The following is a 15651-nucleotide window of genomic DNA, read 5'->3' as shown; positions in this document are numbered from 1 at the left end:
TTCCCGACGCCGGCCGGGGGGCTAGCGGACCTCAGCGGTCGCGGTCGACACCCATGCCCGGGGCATCGGCGCCGTCGGCGTTGGCCTTGACCGCGTCCTCGATGCGCTGGCCGATGATGGCGTCCACGTTCTTCCAGTACTGGAAGGCGTTGGACAGCACCGGCTCCTGGACGCCGTCGAGGGCGCCGGAGACGGTCTCCACGAACTGGTCGCGCTGGGCGTCGTTGAACACCTCGCGCACCAGGATTCCCGGCTGCACGAAGTCACCGTCGTCGCTGCGCAGGGTGTAGGCCTCGCGGGTCAGGGCGCCGTCGGCCTCCCAGCCGTTGTCCACTGGGCCGGTCTCGTCCGACCAGGAGTCACCGAAGGAGTTCGGGGCGTACACGCTGCGGGCACCGGTGTGCTCGTACCACATGTTGCCCTCGAAGTTGTAGGTGTGCACCGGGTTGATCGGCTTGTTGACCGGCAGCTGCTGGAAGTTGGTGCCGATGCGGTACCGCTGGGCGTCCGCGTAGGCGAAGTTGCGGCCCAGCAGCATCTTGTCCGGGGAGTTGCCCGTGCCCGGCACCATGTTGGCCGGGGAGAACGCGGACTGCTCGATCTCGGCGAAGAAGTTCTCCGGGTTGCGGTTCAGGGTCATGGTGCCGACCTTGTGCCGCGGGTAGTCCTTCTGGGACCAGGTCTTGGTCAGGTCGAAGGGGTTGTACCGGTAGGTCTTCGCCTCCTCGTACGGCATGATCTGGAAGTACAGGTCCCACTTCGGGAAGTCGCCCTCCGAGATCGCGTCACGCAGGTCGCGGCGGTGGAACTCGGCATCCGCACCGGCCAGGCGCTCGGCCTCGGCGTTGGAGAGGTTCTCCACGCCCTGCTGGGACTCGAAGGCCCACTTGACCCAGAAGCGCTCACCAGCGGCGTTGACGAGGGAGTACGTGTGGGAGGAGTAGCCGTTCATGGTGCGCCAGGACTTCGGCAGGCCCCGCTCGCCCATCAGGTAGGTCACCTGGTGGGCGGACTCCGGGTTCTGTGTCCAGAAGTCCCACTGCATGGTGCCGTCACGCAGGCCGGAGTCCGGCATGCGCTTCTGGGAGCGGATGAAGTGCGGGAACTTCATGGGGTCGCGGACGAAGAAGACCGGCGTGTTGTTGCCGACCATGTCGAAGTTGCCCTCTTCGGTGTAGAACTTCAGGGCGAAGCCACGCACGTCGCGCCAGGTGTCCGGGGAGCCGAGCTCGCCGGCCACGGTGGAGAAGCGGGCCAGCATGTCGGTCTTCTTGCCGCGCTGCAGGAAGTCGGCCTTGGTCCACTTCGAGATGTCCTCGGTGATCTCCAGGGTGCCGTAGGCGCCGGCGCCCTTGGCGTGCGGACGGCGCTCGGGGACGTTCATCCGGTTGAAGTGCGCCAGGGTCTCCACCAGGTGGTGGTCGTGCAGGACGATGGGGCCGTCGGCGCCCACGGTCAGCGAGTTGCGGTCGCTGACGGCGGGGATGCCGGCCTGAGTGGTGGAACCGGTACCGTGCGGGGTGGTTTCCGTCATCACGTTCTCCTTGGTCGGTTGGGTGTGGTGGGTGGATGGGATACCGGTCAGCCCTGGCGGGCTTCCCGGGGCTGGGTGGGGACCGCATAGGTCCCGGCGGGCCGGACGGGCTGCTCCGGCTGGGCGGACGCGCAGTCCGCGCAGAGTCCCTGATAGACGACGTCGGCGATCCGGATGGTCATTCCGTGCGTCTCGGAGGGGTGCAGGCAGGGGGCATGACCGACGGCGCAGGCCACGTCCTCGATGCGCCCGCACTCGGTGCAGACGGCATGGTGGTGGTTGTCCGCCACGCGGGTCTCATACCGTGCCGGGGAGTTGGCCAGGTCCAGCTGGCGGAGCAGGCCGGCGTCGGTCAGGGAGTGCAGCACGGTGTAGATGGACTGCACCGTGATCCCCGGCAGGCGCCGGCGCACGTGCTCCAGCACCGCGTCCGCCGTGGCGTGCGGGGAGTCATGCAGGGCGTCCAGGACGGCGAGCCGCTGCTGGGTGACCCGCAGCCCCGCCGACCGCATGCGGGCGGCCCAGGCCAGCGGGGCGGCTCCGGTGAGGGCTCGTCCTTCCTGGCCAGGGGTCTCGGCGGGGGTGCTCTGGGTCATGGCCTCAGTATTGCATATTCTGAGTTACTCATAATTACTCCACGGTCCGCACTGCCTCCACAGCGGCCCGTCGCCCGGCCCGGGTGGCCCCGATCGTCGAGGCGGATGCGCCGTAGCCCACCAGGAAGAGTCCGGGGCTCTTCACCACGGACACCCCGTCGGCCGCCATCACCACGCCGCCGCCGCGCTCGCGGAGGTGCAGGGGCGACAGGTGCTCCAGGGAGGCGCGGAACCCGGTCGCCCACAGGATGACGTCCACCGGGGTCTCCCACGTGGTCAGCGGGTCCTCCGCCGAGAGGGCGGTGCAGGCCCGCCCCGGCAGGACCGGCACCCGGTCCCGGCCGCCCGCCGCGGCGCCGCCCGGGGTGAGCAGCGCATCGGCGACGGGCCCCTGGGAGGGGACCGGGCCGCCGTCGGGCCCCGGGCCGTCCAGGACCACCCCGGTGGGGGTGATCCGCCGCAGGGGACCCCGGCTGAGGAGCACACCGGAGGCGAGGCCGGCGAGGTACTGGTCCGTGACCGGCAGGCCCGTGGCGGCCACCACGGACAGCGGTGGCAGACCCATGGTGGTGCGGGCCGAGACGGAGGCCTCCACGTTCACGCCCCACGAGGAATCGAGGAAGCGGTCCGTCCAGTCCGGTGCGCGGCGGGTGCTCCACACGGTGCGGGCGCCGGCCTCGTCCAATTGGAGGAGGAACTGCAGTGCGGAGGTGCCGCCACCGACCACGAGGACCCGTTGGCCCGTGAAGTCCTCGGCCGCCGTGAACCCCCGGGTGTGCAGCTGGCGGCCCGTGAACTCGGCGATCCCCGGGTAGTACGGGACGTAGGGGCTGTCCCAGGTGCCGGTGGCGTTGATGACCGTGCGGGTCCGCCACGTGCGCCCCTCCGTGGTGGTGACGGTGAAGGTGCCGTGGTGGCTCGGAGCCGCACTCGGAGTCAGACTCGGAGCCGGGCTCCGGGCCGTCTCCGGGGTGAGGGCGTTCTGCTCCACGTGGTGCACCACCGACTCGACCGTGGCGGGGCGGACCACCGGCAGGCCGTTGCCCTGCTCGTAGGCGCCGTAGTACCTCGACACCACCCGGCTGGCCGGCTCGGCCGGATCCGGGGTGCCCAGCGGCAGGCCGGGCAGATCGTGGATCCCGTGCGCGGCGTCGAAGGTCAGGGAGTCCCAGCGGTGGCGCCAGGCCCCGCCGGGACCGTCGTTGGCGTCGAGGACCACGAAGTCCTCCCAGGGGGTCAGGCCCTTGCGCAGGAGTTGTCCGGCGGCGCTCAAGCCCGCCTGCCCGGCCCCGATCACGACGACGGCCAGCAGCCCGGGCGCGGAGGAACTCTCGGGTGTGCTCACCTGAAGTGCAGCGCTCCGGCCGCTGTGCGTATTCCGGCGGAGTGTTCCGAGGCGGTGTTCCGGCCGGGCGCTCGCTGCCGGTCCCGCCATGGAGCCGACACGGGCAGACGCCCGCGCTACGATGGGGACGCAGGCCGCGACTGGCGAAGGTGGACCACCACCGGGAAGCGGCGAACACGGACACCGGCGGCCCCCAGATGCCGCCGGACCGTGCAGGCCTCCGGACCGCCCGCCTGGGTCCGGCGGCGGCCAACGAACGTGACTACGCCAGCAGGAGCCCCCCGTGACAGAGCCGAACACCGCGCCCTCCCAGTCCACCGCCACCCTCGGGGCCGGACTGAACACCCAGCCCCTGTCCGAGGTCGATCCCGAGATCGCCGCCGTCCTGGGCCAGGAACTCGGCCGTCAGCGGGACACCCTGGAGATGATCGCCTCCGAGAACTTCGTCCCGCGGGCGATCCTCGAGACCCAGGGTTCGGTCCTGACCAACAAGTACGCCGAGGGCTACCCCGGCCGCCGCTACTACGGCGGTTGCGAGTACGTGGACGTGGCGGAAAACCTGGCGATCGAGAGGGCCAAGTCCCTGTTCGGCGCGGAGCACGTCAACGTCCAGCCTCATGCCGGCGCGCAGGCCAACGTGGCTCTGATGACCGCCCTGATGCAGCCCGGTGACACCCTCATGGGCCTGTCCCTGGCACACGGCGGCCACCTGACCCACGGCATGAAGCTCAACTTCTCCGGCAAGACCTATGACATCGCCGCCTATGAGGTTGATCCGGACACCTACCGGATCGACATGGACCAGGTGCGCGAGAAGGCGCTGGAGGCCCAGCCCACCATGATCGTGGCGGGCTGGTCCGCCTATCCCCGCCAGCTCGACTTCGAGGCCTTCCGCTCCATCGCCGATGAGGTCGGAGCCAAACTCTGGGTGGACATGGCCCACTTCGCCGGACTCGTGGCCGCCGGGCTGCACCCGAACCCGGTGCCGTACGCCGATGTGGTGACCTCGACCGCGCACAAGACGCTGGCCGGCCCGCGCTCGGGATTCATCCTCTCCAAGGAGGAGTACAAGAAGAAGATCGACTCCGCCGTCTTCCCGGGCCAGCAGGGTGGACCGCTGATGCATGCGATCGCCGGCAAGGCCGTGGCCTTCAAGATCGCAGCCTCGTCAGAATTCGCCGAGCGCCAGCGCCGCACCATCGAGGGCGCCCAGATCCTCGCCGAGCGCCTGACGGCCGGCGACGTCACCGAGCACGGCATCTCCATCCTGACCGGTGGCACGGATGTGCACCTGATCCTGGTGGACCTGCGTCACGCCGAACTGGACGGCCGCCAGGCCGAGGACCTGCTGCACGAGGTCGGCATCACCGTGAACCGCAACTCCGTCCCGTTCGATCCGCGCCCGCCGATGACCACCTCCGGGTTGCGCATCGGCACCCCGGCGCTGGCCACCCGGGGCTTCGGCGCCACGGAGTTCACCGAGGTCGCGGACGTCATCGCCCAGACCCTCAAGCCGTCCCCGGACGTGCCGGCCCTGCGTGCCCGCGTGCAGAAGCTGGCCGAGGACTTCCCGCTGTACGAAGGCCTCGAGGGCTGGTGATCGCCGCGGCTCCCCGGCGGGAGCCGTGGCCAGCCGTAGTGTCTGGAGTGGCGCCGCCCTGGTGACAGGCGCCACTCCAATCACTATGGTGATAGGTATTCCGATTTGGTCGACCCCCGCAAGGAAGCGTGAACCGCCATGACCGCACAGAAGCTTGATGGCCGCGCCACTGCCGCCGCCATCAAGAAAGAACTCACCGAACGCGTCGAGGTCCTCCGCGGCCAGGGTGTGGTGCCCGGGCTGGGGACCGTCCTGGTGGGGGAGGACCCCGGTTCGCAGTCCTACGTGGCCGGCAAGCACCGTGACTGTGCCGAGGTGGGCATCACCTCCATTCGCCGTGACCTGCCCGACTCCACCACGGAGGAGGAACTCCTCGCCGTGGTCCAGGAGCTGAACGCCAATGACGAATGCACCGGTTACATCGTGCAGTTGCCGCTGCCGAAGCACATCGACACGGACCGGATCCTGGAGGCCATCGACCCGGACAAGGACGCCGACGGCCTGCACCCGATGAACCTGGGCCGGCTGGTGGCCTCCGTAGGCGGAGAGCTGGCCTCCCCGCTGCCGTGCACGCCGAAGGGCTGCGTGGAGTTGTTGAAGCACTACGGGATCGAGCTGGCCGGCAAGCTCGTGCTGGTCATCGGCCGCGGTGTGACCATCGGCCGCCCGGCCGGCCTGGTGCTGACCCGCCGAGACGTCAACGCCACCGTGGTCCTGGCCCACACCGGCACCCAGGACCTCAAGGCGGAGCTGGCCCGGGCAGATGTCATCATCGCCGCCGCGGGCGTGGCCCACATGGTCAAGCCCGAGGACGTCAAGGAGGGCGTGGTCGTCCTGGACGTGGGCGTCTCCCGGGTCACGGGTGAGGACGGCAAGGCGAGGATCACGGGTGACGTGGATCCGGCCGTCGCCGAGAAGGCGTCCTGGATGGCCCCCAACCCCGGCGGCGTCGGGCCGATGACCCGGGTGGAGCTTCTGGCCAACGTGGTGGAGGCCGCCGAACGCACCGTCGCAGCCCGGGGCTGATAGCCGAAGGCCCTGTTTTCCGGTTTCCTGCTTTAGCCAGGATTCCCACGGAGGACGTCGACGTGCACATGGTCGAGATGGCGCAGGATCTCGTTGCCGGGGGCCGGCGCGTCGTAGTCCCACCACTGCCCTTGTGCACTGCGCGCACTCCAGACCCGGTCGTCGAAGATGACGTACTGGACGTCCAGGTCTTCGGCATGGGCGACCAGCCAATGCGCCAGGAGCCACCCCTGGCGTCGGTTCTCCTCGGTCACGGGGCGGAAGAAGACGTCGATGGCGCGGCCGTCGTTGTGTGTCGACTCCCCAGCCCTGTTCACTCCGCCCGGGGCGAACCCTCCGAGGTCCTGGTCACCGAACACGTCGGCCATCGCCTCGCGGAGCCGCTCCGCCCGGGGCGTCAGGCCGGTGGGCGTCAGCTGCTGCTCCACCAGGTCGCTGGCAGCGGAGCCACGGCAGCTCAGGCTCGGGCCGGCATCCCCGGGCGGTCCCTCGGCCAGCCGCTGCAGTACCGCCTCATCGATACCGGCGGTGTCCGCCTCCTGCCCGCGGCCCCGGATCGCGGCCGCCGTCGTGGCCCGCTGCGCTTCCCCACGGTCGAGCCCGACCTCACCTCCGGCCGTCTGCACCACACACTCCGGCCCCAGCCAGGGAACGCCCTCCAGGGTGAGGCGACTGGACCAGCTGGGCCCCCAGACCACCAGCACTGCTGCCAGGGCCCCCAGCAGAACCAGGACCAGGAGCAGCCGGACGGGGCGGTGCGAACCACGGCGCGTCATGGGATGAGTGTCACCAACCTCGTGGCCGCATGCCCCTAGTCCTCCAGGACCAGGGTGCCGCCGCGGTACCGGCGGATGTAGTCGAGCACGCCCGCGACCAGGGTAACGGCCAGGAGTCCCATGACCACCAGCAGGGCCGTGTCAGCGGCGTCTCCATAGGAGACGGCCACGGCGGCCGCATCAGCGGCCGAGTCACCGGCACCGTCCGTGGCGGCGCCGGTGCCGGACGCGGCCAGGGAGGCGTAGAACGCACCGGTGACGGCGGCCAGCCCGGTGGCGGTCAGCACGCGCTGGGCCGTCTGGGAGACGCCGCCGGCGGCCCCGGCGGCGTGGGGTGGAACCTCGTGCATGGTCAGGACCTGGGAGCTGGTCATCAGCAGCGCCTGGGCCGGTCCGAAGGGGAACAGGCAGAGGGCCAGCGTCCAGAAGGGCCAGGCCCCGAGGGCGATCTGGTGGAACGCGACCATGCCCAGGGCCACCGCCCCCAGGGCCAGTACGGCTCCGGCCACCACGAACAGGGGCCCGCGTCGGTGGACGTGGCTGCCGATCCACGGTGAGAGGACCATGACCGCCAGCGCCGTGGGCAGCGAGGTCATCCCGGCGGCCAGCGCGGAGTGTCCGAGCCCCTGCTGCGTCACGATCGCCTGCACGGCCCACAGCCCGGGCATGGCTCCCAGCAGGAAGGCCGTGGCCACCGTGCTGTAGCTGAACGAGGGGATGCGGAACAGGGCCGGGTCCACCATGGGCGCGCGTCCGGTGGACGGGAACCGCGCCTTCATGCGCTGCTCCCACAGCCACCAGGCCGCGAGCAGCACCGCCGCCGCGGCCAGCAGGAGCCACGTGCCGGGCAGGATGAACGGGACCATCAGGCAGACGACGGCGGCGGCCAGGAGCACTGCGCCGACCGGGTCCAGGGCTCCCAGACTGCGCCGGGCCTCCTCGGAGCGGTCCCGTGCCGGCGGGCGGAGCCAGGCGGCGGCCAGGACGGCGGAGAGCACGCCGAAGGGGACGTTGACCAGGAACGTGGTGCGCCATCCCCACTCGGGGCCGAGGGCGCCGAGGATCACCCCGCCCAGGGTCGGCCCGATGGCCACGCCCAGTCCCACCACGGTGCCGAACAGCCCGTAGGCGCGCCCGCGGGCCCGGCCCTGGAAGACGTTCTGGATGATGCCGATGATCTGGGGATTGAGCAGTCCGGACCCCAGACCCGTCACGACGCGGGACAGGTTGAGCATGAGGGGGTCGACCGCCAGGCCTGAGGCCAGTGATCCCAGGGTGAACAGCAGGATGCCGGCGATGAAGATCGGCTTGCGCCCCCAGAGGTCGCCGGCACGGCCCGCAGCCACGAGGACCACGCCGAAGGACAGGGCGTAGCCGGCCAGGACCCATTGGAGGTCGGCGGAGCTGGCGTTCAGGCCGCCCTCGATCGCCGGCAGGGCCACGTTGACCACGCTGACGCTCATGAGGGACATGAACAGGGGCACCAGGAGCACCACGAGGATCTTGTTCCCGCCGGCGGGCTGGGCCGGCCGCGGCGCGGGGCGGTGTGCCGTCATGACCGCCCCCGGTGAAGGTGGCGCCCCTGGACCACCCAGTAGACCGGGACGAGCACCACCAGGAACCCTGCCAGGACCCAGTACAGGCCGGTGGTGCCCCACCACTGGACCAACGCCCCGGCGAGCAGCGGGCCCAGGCCCATGCCGGCGTCGATCCCCAGGAAGTAGGTGGAGGCCCCCATGCCGGCCCGTTCGCGGGGTACCTGGGTCACGCAGATGACCTGACCGGCGGACTGCAGCTGACCGTAGCCGAGGCCCACCAGGACCGCCGCGACCAGGAGTCCCGCCACGGTGCCGGCCACGGCGATGGTCGCCAATCCGGCCGCGAAGAGCAGGAACGCCGGGATCATCACGATGTTGGCGCCCCGGCGGTCCATCAACCGCCCCGTGAAGAGCCGGGAGGCCAGGACGGTGGCGGCGTAGACGGCGAAGAACAGGCTGGCCACGGTGCCGAAGTCACGTTCCGAGACCAGGGTGGCCAGGAAGGTCACGATGCCCGCGTAGCCCAGCGAGTACAGGGCCCCGATGGCGGCGGTGGGGGCGGCGCCGGGTTCCACGTAGCGGGCCCACCACGGGCGGGCGTCCTCGGGAGGTGCGCTGCCGGTCTGGGCGGCAACGGTCGCGGTGGCGGCACCATCGGTCTCCACCACGGCCGGAACCTCGGGAGCCGGCTCCGCCTGCCGGGGGCGCACATCCATGAACAGGGCGATGACGAGGCCGGCCAGGGAGACGGCCGAGGCGATGAGGGCCACGGTGCCGAAGCCCGTCCCGGCCAGGGCCAGGCCGACCATCGGCCCGGCGGCCACCCCGATCAGCGTGGAGGACGAGTAGTGGCTGGTGCCCTCGGACATCCGGGTCCCGGGCACGCGGTTCACGGCGGCCGCGGCGATGACGGAGGAGGAGACCCCGAAGGCCAGTCCGTGGACGGCGCGCACGAGCAACAGCGCCCAGACCGCTCCGGAGGCCCAGTAGAGCAGGGGTGCCACGATGAAGGCGATGAATCCCACCAGCAGCAGCAGGCGGGAACCGAAGCGCTCGATCAGGGGACCGGCCAGCAGCCGTGAGATGAGGGTGCCCACGATGAAGACGGAGGCCACGGCACCCCCCACGGAGTCGCCCACCGCGAACCGGGCCACCGTGTACGCGGCCACGGTGGACAGCAGGAAGTGCACGTTGAAGAACATCATGATGTTCGCCAGGCAGGCGAGGACGAAGCCCCGGTTCCAGAGCCCGCCGGAGACGGCGGGCCCGCCCGGAGTCAAGTCAGGACCCCCGTGGGCGAGGCGGCGCGGCGACTGGGACATGAGATCCAGACTAAGCCGGTGGCGATCAGAACCCCGCCGGAACACCACGCGCCGTCACATGCGGGATAATCGACCCATGGATGCAGTGGAGAGTGGAACCGACCGTCAGTCCGGCCGTCCCGGTGCCGCCAAGGGCAGGAGCTGGGGAGCGAAGGGCAGTGGCATCACGTTCGCCGTCATGGTGGTCGTGCTGCTCGTGGCGCTGCTCTTCGCCGCCAATCAGAATGACGTGATCGGATGGCTGCTGGTGGTCATCTCCGCCGGCTGGCTCGCGCTGGCCGCCCTGGTGGTTCTCGGGGTGCGGCGTGGTGCACGATCGGTGGACCGCCGGATGAAGGACCTCTCCGCCTCCCTCGCTCCGCGCGTGGGTGAGAAGGACATCCCGCCCGCGCCCTCCTCCACGTCCCGTGCATCGGGCCGGGCTGGAGCTGCCGAGGGCATGTCAGCCGACCCGATGCGGGACACCAAGCTGGACCACTCCTTCAAGATCGTCCAGGTGCAGACCCGCGTGGTCACCGAGGAGCTGTCCAAGGGCGCCGACTCGGACGCGGACATGATCGCGCGTGCCCTCGAGACGATCCACATCACCTCCGCCAACGCCCGGGAGATGATCAAGGAATCCGCGCCGACCTCGGGCCGCGCGGCCCAGTCCGGGACGGCCAGTGCCGCGGGGACCGAGGGACCGATCACCGGGGAAGTCATCAACTGATCTCCTCCTGCCCGCCGCAGAACCCACTGCGGGACGGATCGGCGATAGGCTGGCACGCGTGACTTCTGCCGATACCGCACCCCAGCTCGACCGCCAGACCGACAGCCAGCCCGCGCCCGTGGCCCACGCGAATGCCCACGCCCCCAAGGCGGACGGCGCGCTTCGATTGGCCACCGTGAACGTGAACGGCATCCGCGCCGCCCACCGCAAGGGCATGGGCGCCTGGTTCGCCGGCCGCGGCATCGACATCCTGACGCTGCAGGAGGTCCGCGCGCCGAAGGAGATCGTGGAGAACCTCCTCGAGGAGATCACCGGCCAGGACTGGCACGTGGTGGAGACCGAGGCCGCCGCCAAGGGCCGGGCCGGCGTCGCCATCGCCACGACCCTGGAGCCCCGTGAGACGCGAGTGGGCATCGGCGACCCGTACTTCGACGACTCCGGGCGGTGGATCGAGACGGATCTGACCGCACCGGACGGCAAGACCCTCACCGTCATCTCGGCCTACGTCCACTCGGGGGACGTCGGCACGCCCAAGCAGGTGGACAAGTACCGCTTCCTCGACGAGATGATCCGGTACCTGCCCGAGCTGCGGGCCAGCAAGGACTACGCCGTGCTCACCGGTGACCTCAACGTCGGCCACACCACGCGGGACATCAAGAACTGGAAGGGCAACACCAAGAAGGCCGGCTTCCTACCCGAGGAGCGTGCCTACTTCGACCGGTTCTTCGGCGAGGAGATCGGCTACGTGGACGTGGCCCGTCAGCTCGCCGGAGACGTGGAGGGGCCCTACACCTGGTGGTCCATGCGCGGCCAGGCCTTCGACAACGACACGGGCTGGCGCATCGACTACCAGGCCGCCACCCCGGAGCTCGCCGCCAAGGCCACCGGCGCCGTGGTGGACCGTGCCCCCAGCTGGAACACCCGCTTCTCCGACCACGCGCCCCTCGTGGTCGACTACCAGTTCTGAGGATCGCCCGATGACCGCAATTCCCACTCCGGCGGATGTCCTGGCCCAGGACACCGCGAAGACGGCTCACCTGGCCGGCGCCGGGACCCGCCACCGCGTGCTCTCCGGCATGCAGCCCTCCGCGGACTCGCTGCACCTGGGCAACTACCTCGGGGCGCTGGTCAACTGGGTGACGGTCCAGGACGACTTCGACGCCTACTTCTTCATCCCGGACCTGCATGCCATCACGGTGCCCCAGGACCCGGAGGCCATGGTGAAGCGCACGCGCGTGGCGGCCGCCCAGTTCATCGCCGGCGGGATCGACCCGGAGCGCTCCACCCTGTTCGTGCAGTCCCAGGTGCCCGAGCACGCCCAGCTCGCGTGGATCCTGATGTGCATGACCGGGATGGGCGAGGCCCAGCGGATGACGCAATTCAAGGACAAGGCGGCGCGGCAGGGCGCGGAGGCGGCCGGCGTCGGGCTCCTGGCCTATCCCATGCTGATGGCCGCGGACATCCTGCTGTACCAGCCGCACGGCGTCCCCGTGGGTGATGACCAGCGCCAGCACGTGGAGCTGACCCGGGACCTCGCCCAGCGGTTCAACACCCGCTTCGGCGAGACCTTCGTAGTGCCCACCGGTTTCTACCCGGAGAACGGGGCGCGCATCTACGATCTGCAGAACCCCACGGCCAAGATGTCCAAGTCGGCCGAGTCCCCGAACGGCCTCATCAACCTCCTCGACGACCCGAAAGTCATCGCCAAGCGGATCAAGTCCGCCGTGACGGACGACGGCACCGAGGTCCGCTTCGACCGCGAGGCCAAGCCGGGGGTATCCAACTTGCTCTCGATCTTCGCCGCCTTCAGCGAGCGGACGGTCCCTGAGCTGGAGGAGGCCTACATCGGTAAGATGTACGGGCACCTCAAAGTGGACCTGGCCGAGGTTGTCGTCGAGCGGCTGGCCCCGATCCGGACCCGCGCGCTGGAGCTGCTGAACGACCCGGCCGAGCTGGATCGCCTGCTGGCCCAGGGGGCCCTCAAGGCCCGCGAGGTGGCCGGACCGGTGCTGGCCGACGTCTACGCGAAGATGGGCTTCCAGCCGCCCAGTCGTTGAGGGGCGTGCTGGCCGAGCGCTGAGACGTGTCACGGGCAGCCGTGACACGTGTCATCAGTTCGGGCGATTGCCCGTTGCGGCACCGTCCGGGCGGGAGTGACCTGACATACTGGCGTGGAAACTCACCCAGATGATAGTCGCCACGAAAGGTCACCCATGTCAGCACCCGTTCTCGAGACCGAGAACCTGGTCAAGGTCTACGGTCGGGGCCAATCGCGCTTCGACGCCCTCAAAGGCCTGACGTTCGAAATCCACGAGGGCGAATCGGTGGCGATCGTCGGCAAGTCCGGCTCCGGCAAGTCCACCCTGATGCACCTGCTGGCGCTGCTCGACGAGCCGACCTCCGGCGTGGTCGCCATGGGGGGCCGCCCCGTCAGTCAGCTGAAGCCCGCCCAGGTGTCCGCCCTGCGCAATGAGACCTTCGGGTTCGTGTTCCAGCAGTTCTTCCTCAACGCCAACCAGACGGTGCTGGAGAACGTCATCCTGCCGCTGAAGATTGCCGGCGTCTCCGCCTCCGAGCGCAAGCGCCGCGGCATGGAGGTCCTGGAGCAGCTGGAGATGGCGGACAAGGCCAAGAATAAGGCCAACGACCTCTCGGGCGGACAGAAGCAGCGCGTCTGCATCGCGCGTGCCCTCATCAACTCACCGACGGTGCTCTTCGCCGATGAGCCGACCGGCAACCTGGACACCGCCACCGGCGAGGTCGTGGAGGACATCCTCTTCGGGCTGCACCGTGACCGGGGCATCACCCTGGTCGTCGTCACCCACGACGACGACCTGGCCGCCCGCTGCGACCGCCGCCTGCTGATGCAGGACGGTCTCATCGTCGCCGACGACCGGGGCGAGGCGGCCAAGGCCGCCGGGGCCGGCGTCGGGCAGGCCTCCCGTGAGGGTTCCCGCCAGGTGGGCGGACACGGCAAGCACGCCGCGCCCGCGCCGGTGGACGGGTCACCCGCCCCCGGTCGGGACGCCGAGACGGGCATCGAGACCGAGGAGGGGCAGGCATGAGGAACGTCGACGTCGTCCGCACCGCGCTGGGCAACACCATGCGGTCCAAGACCAGGACCTTCCTGACGGTCATCGCGATCGTCATCGGTGCCTTCACCCTGACCCTCACCTCGGGTCTGGGCGCCGGCATCAACAAGTACGTGGACTCCATGGTCGCCGGCTTCGGCCAGACCAACCAGATGTTCGTCATGCCCGGGATGGACCCGTCCCAGCAGATGCCGACCAACGGTGAGCCGCAGGAGTACGACCCCGAGGAGGCGGGCGCCACCGGCGATTTCGGCATGCAGATGCTGACCGAGGACGACATCGCCACGATCGAGGGCATCGACGGGATCACCGATGTGGAACCCATCGTCTTCGTCACCGCTGACTACCTGGAGACCGCGGACGGTGACCAGTTCGTGCTGCAGTCCCTGGGCTTCCCCTCGGACGCCGCCGGCATGGAGCTCGAGGCCGGGACCACTCCGGACCCGCAGGCCATGGAACTGACGGTGCCGGAGACCTGGCTCTCGGCCTTCGGCACGGAGGACCCGAACGAGGTCATCGGCCAGACCGTCACGATCGGGCTCAAGGACCTGGCCCAGCAGGAGCAGACGGTCGAGGCCGAGATCGTCGGCGTCTCCCAGCAGGCCATCTCCGGAGTCGGCGGCAGCCCCCTGCCCTCCAGCGCCCTGAACCAGGAGCTGAACGACGTGCAGACGTCCGGGCTGGATGTGGAGCAGCCGAAGAACTTCGTCCAGGCCGTCGCCACCGTGGATAACCTCGAGGCCAACGAGACTGCCATCAAGCAGGCCCTGAGCGACGAGGGTCTGATGGGCCTGACGCTGGAGGACCAGCTGGGTGTAATCACCGGGATCATCGACACCGTCACCTGGGTCCTCAACGGCTTCGCGCTGATCGCCCTGCTGGCCGCCAGCTTCGGCATCGTGAACACCCTGCTGATGTCGGTACAGGAGCGGACGCGGGAGATCGGCCTGATGAAGGCCCTGGGCATGGGGCGCGGGAAGGTCTTCGGGCTCTTCTCCACCGAGGCCGTCATGCTCGGCGTGATGGGCTCGGTGATCGGCGTGGGTCTCGGCGTACTGTTGGGCGTGATCGGCAATGCCGCCCTGGTCAACGGTCCCCTGAGCGGTGTGGCGGGGCTGAGCCTGTACGCCGTGGACCCGGTCTCCATCATGCTGATCGTCGCCTTGATCCTGGCGATCGCCTTCCTGGCCGGCACCATGCCGGCCGCCCGTGCCGCGAAGAAGGACCCGATCGAGGCCCTGCGGTACGAGTAGCCCGCCGGTTGTTCGTTTCCACCCAGCCAACCGTTCGAACCAGTCGAAGAACAGTGTGGCCGCCTCGGTGGCCACCGCAACGAGAGGGGAAATCTCATGACCGACAACCCGCAACAGCCCCAGGGCACCCCGGGCTCCCAGCAGCCCGGCCAGCAGCCGGGGCAGCAGCCGCCGGCCGCGCCGGGTCCGCTGCCCGATGGAACCCCGGCCCAGCAGCCCTACGCCGCTCCCGGCCAGCAGGGTTCCAAGTACGGCACGGGCAGCTACAACCCCGGTGAGGTCGGCCAGACCATGGGCGAGCCCACGAGCTGGGGCCGGCTGAAGATGCTGACGCTGGCGTCCCTGGCGATCTACGTGGTCTCGGGAGCCCTCGGCATCTTCACAGCCGGCAACGCAGATCTCATCGACGCCCAGCTTGACGCCCAGGCGGAGACGATGGGCATGTCCCGGGATCAGCTGGAAGCCGGCGCCGAGTTCGGCATGGCCGTGGGCATCGGCCTCAGCGCGCTGATGCTGGTCATTGCCATCGTGTTGTACCTGGTCGTGTTCTTCGGCCTCAAGAAGGTCAAGAACTGGGCCCGGATCCTCGGAACGGTGCTGACCGCGCTGGGCACGCTCTTCACTCTGTGGGGTCTGACCGGTATGGGCCTCATGATGTCCGTGGCACCGACCATGGGCATCATCAGCATCGTGATCACCGTGCTCTTCGTGCTGGTGAACATCTGGTGGCTCGTCACCGCGTTCTCCAAGGACAGCAACGCGTACGTGAACTCTCGCCGCTGATCCGCCACTGATCTGACCCTGACCGCGGCTGACCGCGGCTCGAACCGCTTTGCGGGCAATCCCGACCGGTCGGGATT

At 69.7% G+C, this 15651-nt stretch carries 14 protein-coding genes; 8 read left to right on the top strand and 6 right to left on the bottom strand.

From position 1 onward, the window contains the following. Positions 1 to 31 precede the first annotated feature (31 nt). The 3 genes from RUH65_RS12160 to RUH65_RS12150 are packed head-to-tail and all read right to left on the bottom strand — an operon-like array spanning position 32 to position 3475. Positions 32 to 1534, bottom strand: coding sequence for a catalase (locus tag RUH65_RS12160; RefSeq protein WP_313817720.1), 1503 nt, complete (start codon positions 1532 to 1534; stop codon positions 32 to 34). Between the two features lie 47 nt (positions 1535 to 1581). Then, entirely contained in the window at positions 1582 to 2130 is a 549-nt protein-coding gene (locus RUH65_RS12155) for a Fur family transcriptional regulator (protein ID WP_313817718.1), read from the bottom strand. 34 nt (positions 2131 to 2164) lie between these two features. Continuing rightward, positions 2165 to 3475 (bottom strand): NAD(P)-binding domain-containing protein, encoded by a 1311-nt coding sequence (locus RUH65_RS12150; protein ID WP_313817717.1) that lies wholly within the window; start codon positions 3473 to 3475, stop codon positions 2165 to 2167. A 337-nt stretch (positions 3476 to 3812) separates the two neighbouring features. Here RUH65_RS12150 and glyA point away from each other — a divergent pair, with 337 nt between their 5' ends. Beyond that, entirely contained in the window at positions 3813 to 5075 is a 1263-nt protein-coding gene (gene glyA / locus RUH65_RS12145) for a serine hydroxymethyltransferase (RefSeq protein ID WP_313817723.1), read from the top strand. Positions 5076 to 5213: 138 nt separating this feature from the next. Beyond that, positions 5214 to 6101, top strand: a complete 888-nt coding sequence (locus RUH65_RS12140; protein WP_313817715.1) for a bifunctional methylenetetrahydrofolate dehydrogenase/methenyltetrahydrofolate cyclohydrolase — start codon at positions 5214 to 5216, stop codon at positions 6099 to 6101. Positions 6102 to 6133: 32 nt separating this feature from the next. Here RUH65_RS12140 and RUH65_RS12135 read toward each other — a convergent pair whose 3' ends face one another. The 3 genes from RUH65_RS12135 to RUH65_RS12125 are packed head-to-tail and all read right to left on the bottom strand — an operon-like array spanning position 6134 to position 9737. Further along, on the bottom strand, positions 6134 to 6877 hold the full coding sequence (locus tag RUH65_RS12135) for a hypothetical protein (protein ID WP_313817714.1): 744 nt from the start codon (positions 6875 to 6877) through the stop codon (positions 6134 to 6136). A 35-nt stretch (positions 6878 to 6912) separates the two neighbouring features. After that, a complete protein-coding gene (locus tag RUH65_RS12130; RefSeq protein ID WP_313817713.1) occupies positions 6913 to 8433 on the bottom strand; it encodes an MFS transporter in 1521 nt (506 codons plus the stop codon). After that, positions 8430 to 9737: an MFS transporter gene (locus RUH65_RS12125; protein WP_313817712.1), complete on the bottom strand. Its 1308-nt coding sequence runs from the start codon at positions 9735 to 9737 to the stop codon at positions 8430 to 8432. The genes RUH65_RS12130 and RUH65_RS12125 overlap by 4 nt, the downstream gene beginning before the upstream one ends. 76 nt (positions 9738 to 9813) lie before the next feature. Between RUH65_RS12125 and RUH65_RS12120 the strand changes: the two genes are divergently transcribed. From RUH65_RS12120 to RUH65_RS12095, 6 genes are all read left to right on the top strand, one after another. After that, positions 9814 to 10446, top strand: coding sequence for a hypothetical protein (locus RUH65_RS12120; protein WP_313817711.1), 633 nt, complete (start codon positions 9814 to 9816; stop codon positions 10444 to 10446). A gap of 118 nt (positions 10447 to 10564) precedes the next feature. Next, the gene (locus tag RUH65_RS12115) at positions 10565 to 11413 is read left to right on the top strand and encodes an exodeoxyribonuclease III (RefSeq protein ID WP_313817722.1); all 849 of its coding nucleotides are present in this window, start codon (positions 10565 to 10567) and stop codon (positions 11411 to 11413) included. Between the two features lie 10 nt (positions 11414 to 11423). Then, the gene (gene trpS / locus RUH65_RS12110) at positions 11424 to 12503 is read left to right on the top strand and encodes a tryptophan--tRNA ligase (RefSeq protein ID WP_313817710.1); all 1080 of its coding nucleotides are present in this window, start codon (positions 11424 to 11426) and stop codon (positions 12501 to 12503) included. 156 nt (positions 12504 to 12659) lie between these two features. Further along, on the top strand, positions 12660 to 13511 hold the full coding sequence (locus RUH65_RS12105) for an ABC transporter ATP-binding protein (RefSeq protein WP_313817708.1): 852 nt from the start codon (positions 12660 to 12662) through the stop codon (positions 13509 to 13511). After that, positions 13508 to 14791, top strand: coding sequence for an ABC transporter permease (locus RUH65_RS12100; protein WP_313817707.1), 1284 nt, complete (start codon positions 13508 to 13510; stop codon positions 14789 to 14791). The genes RUH65_RS12105 and RUH65_RS12100 overlap by 4 nt, the downstream gene beginning before the upstream one ends. 96 nt (positions 14792 to 14887) lie before the next feature. Next, complete coding sequence (locus tag RUH65_RS12095; RefSeq protein WP_313817706.1) at positions 14888 to 15574, top strand: hypothetical protein; 687 nt, start codon at positions 14888 to 14890, stop codon at positions 15572 to 15574. Positions 15575 to 15651 lie beyond the last annotated feature (77 nt).

This window comes from Citricoccus sp., from assembly GCF_032154715.1.
Taxonomy (GTDB): domain Bacteria; phylum Actinomycetota; class Actinomycetes; order Actinomycetales; family Micrococcaceae; genus Citricoccus.
This window is presented reverse-complemented; position numbering and strand designations above follow the sequence as displayed.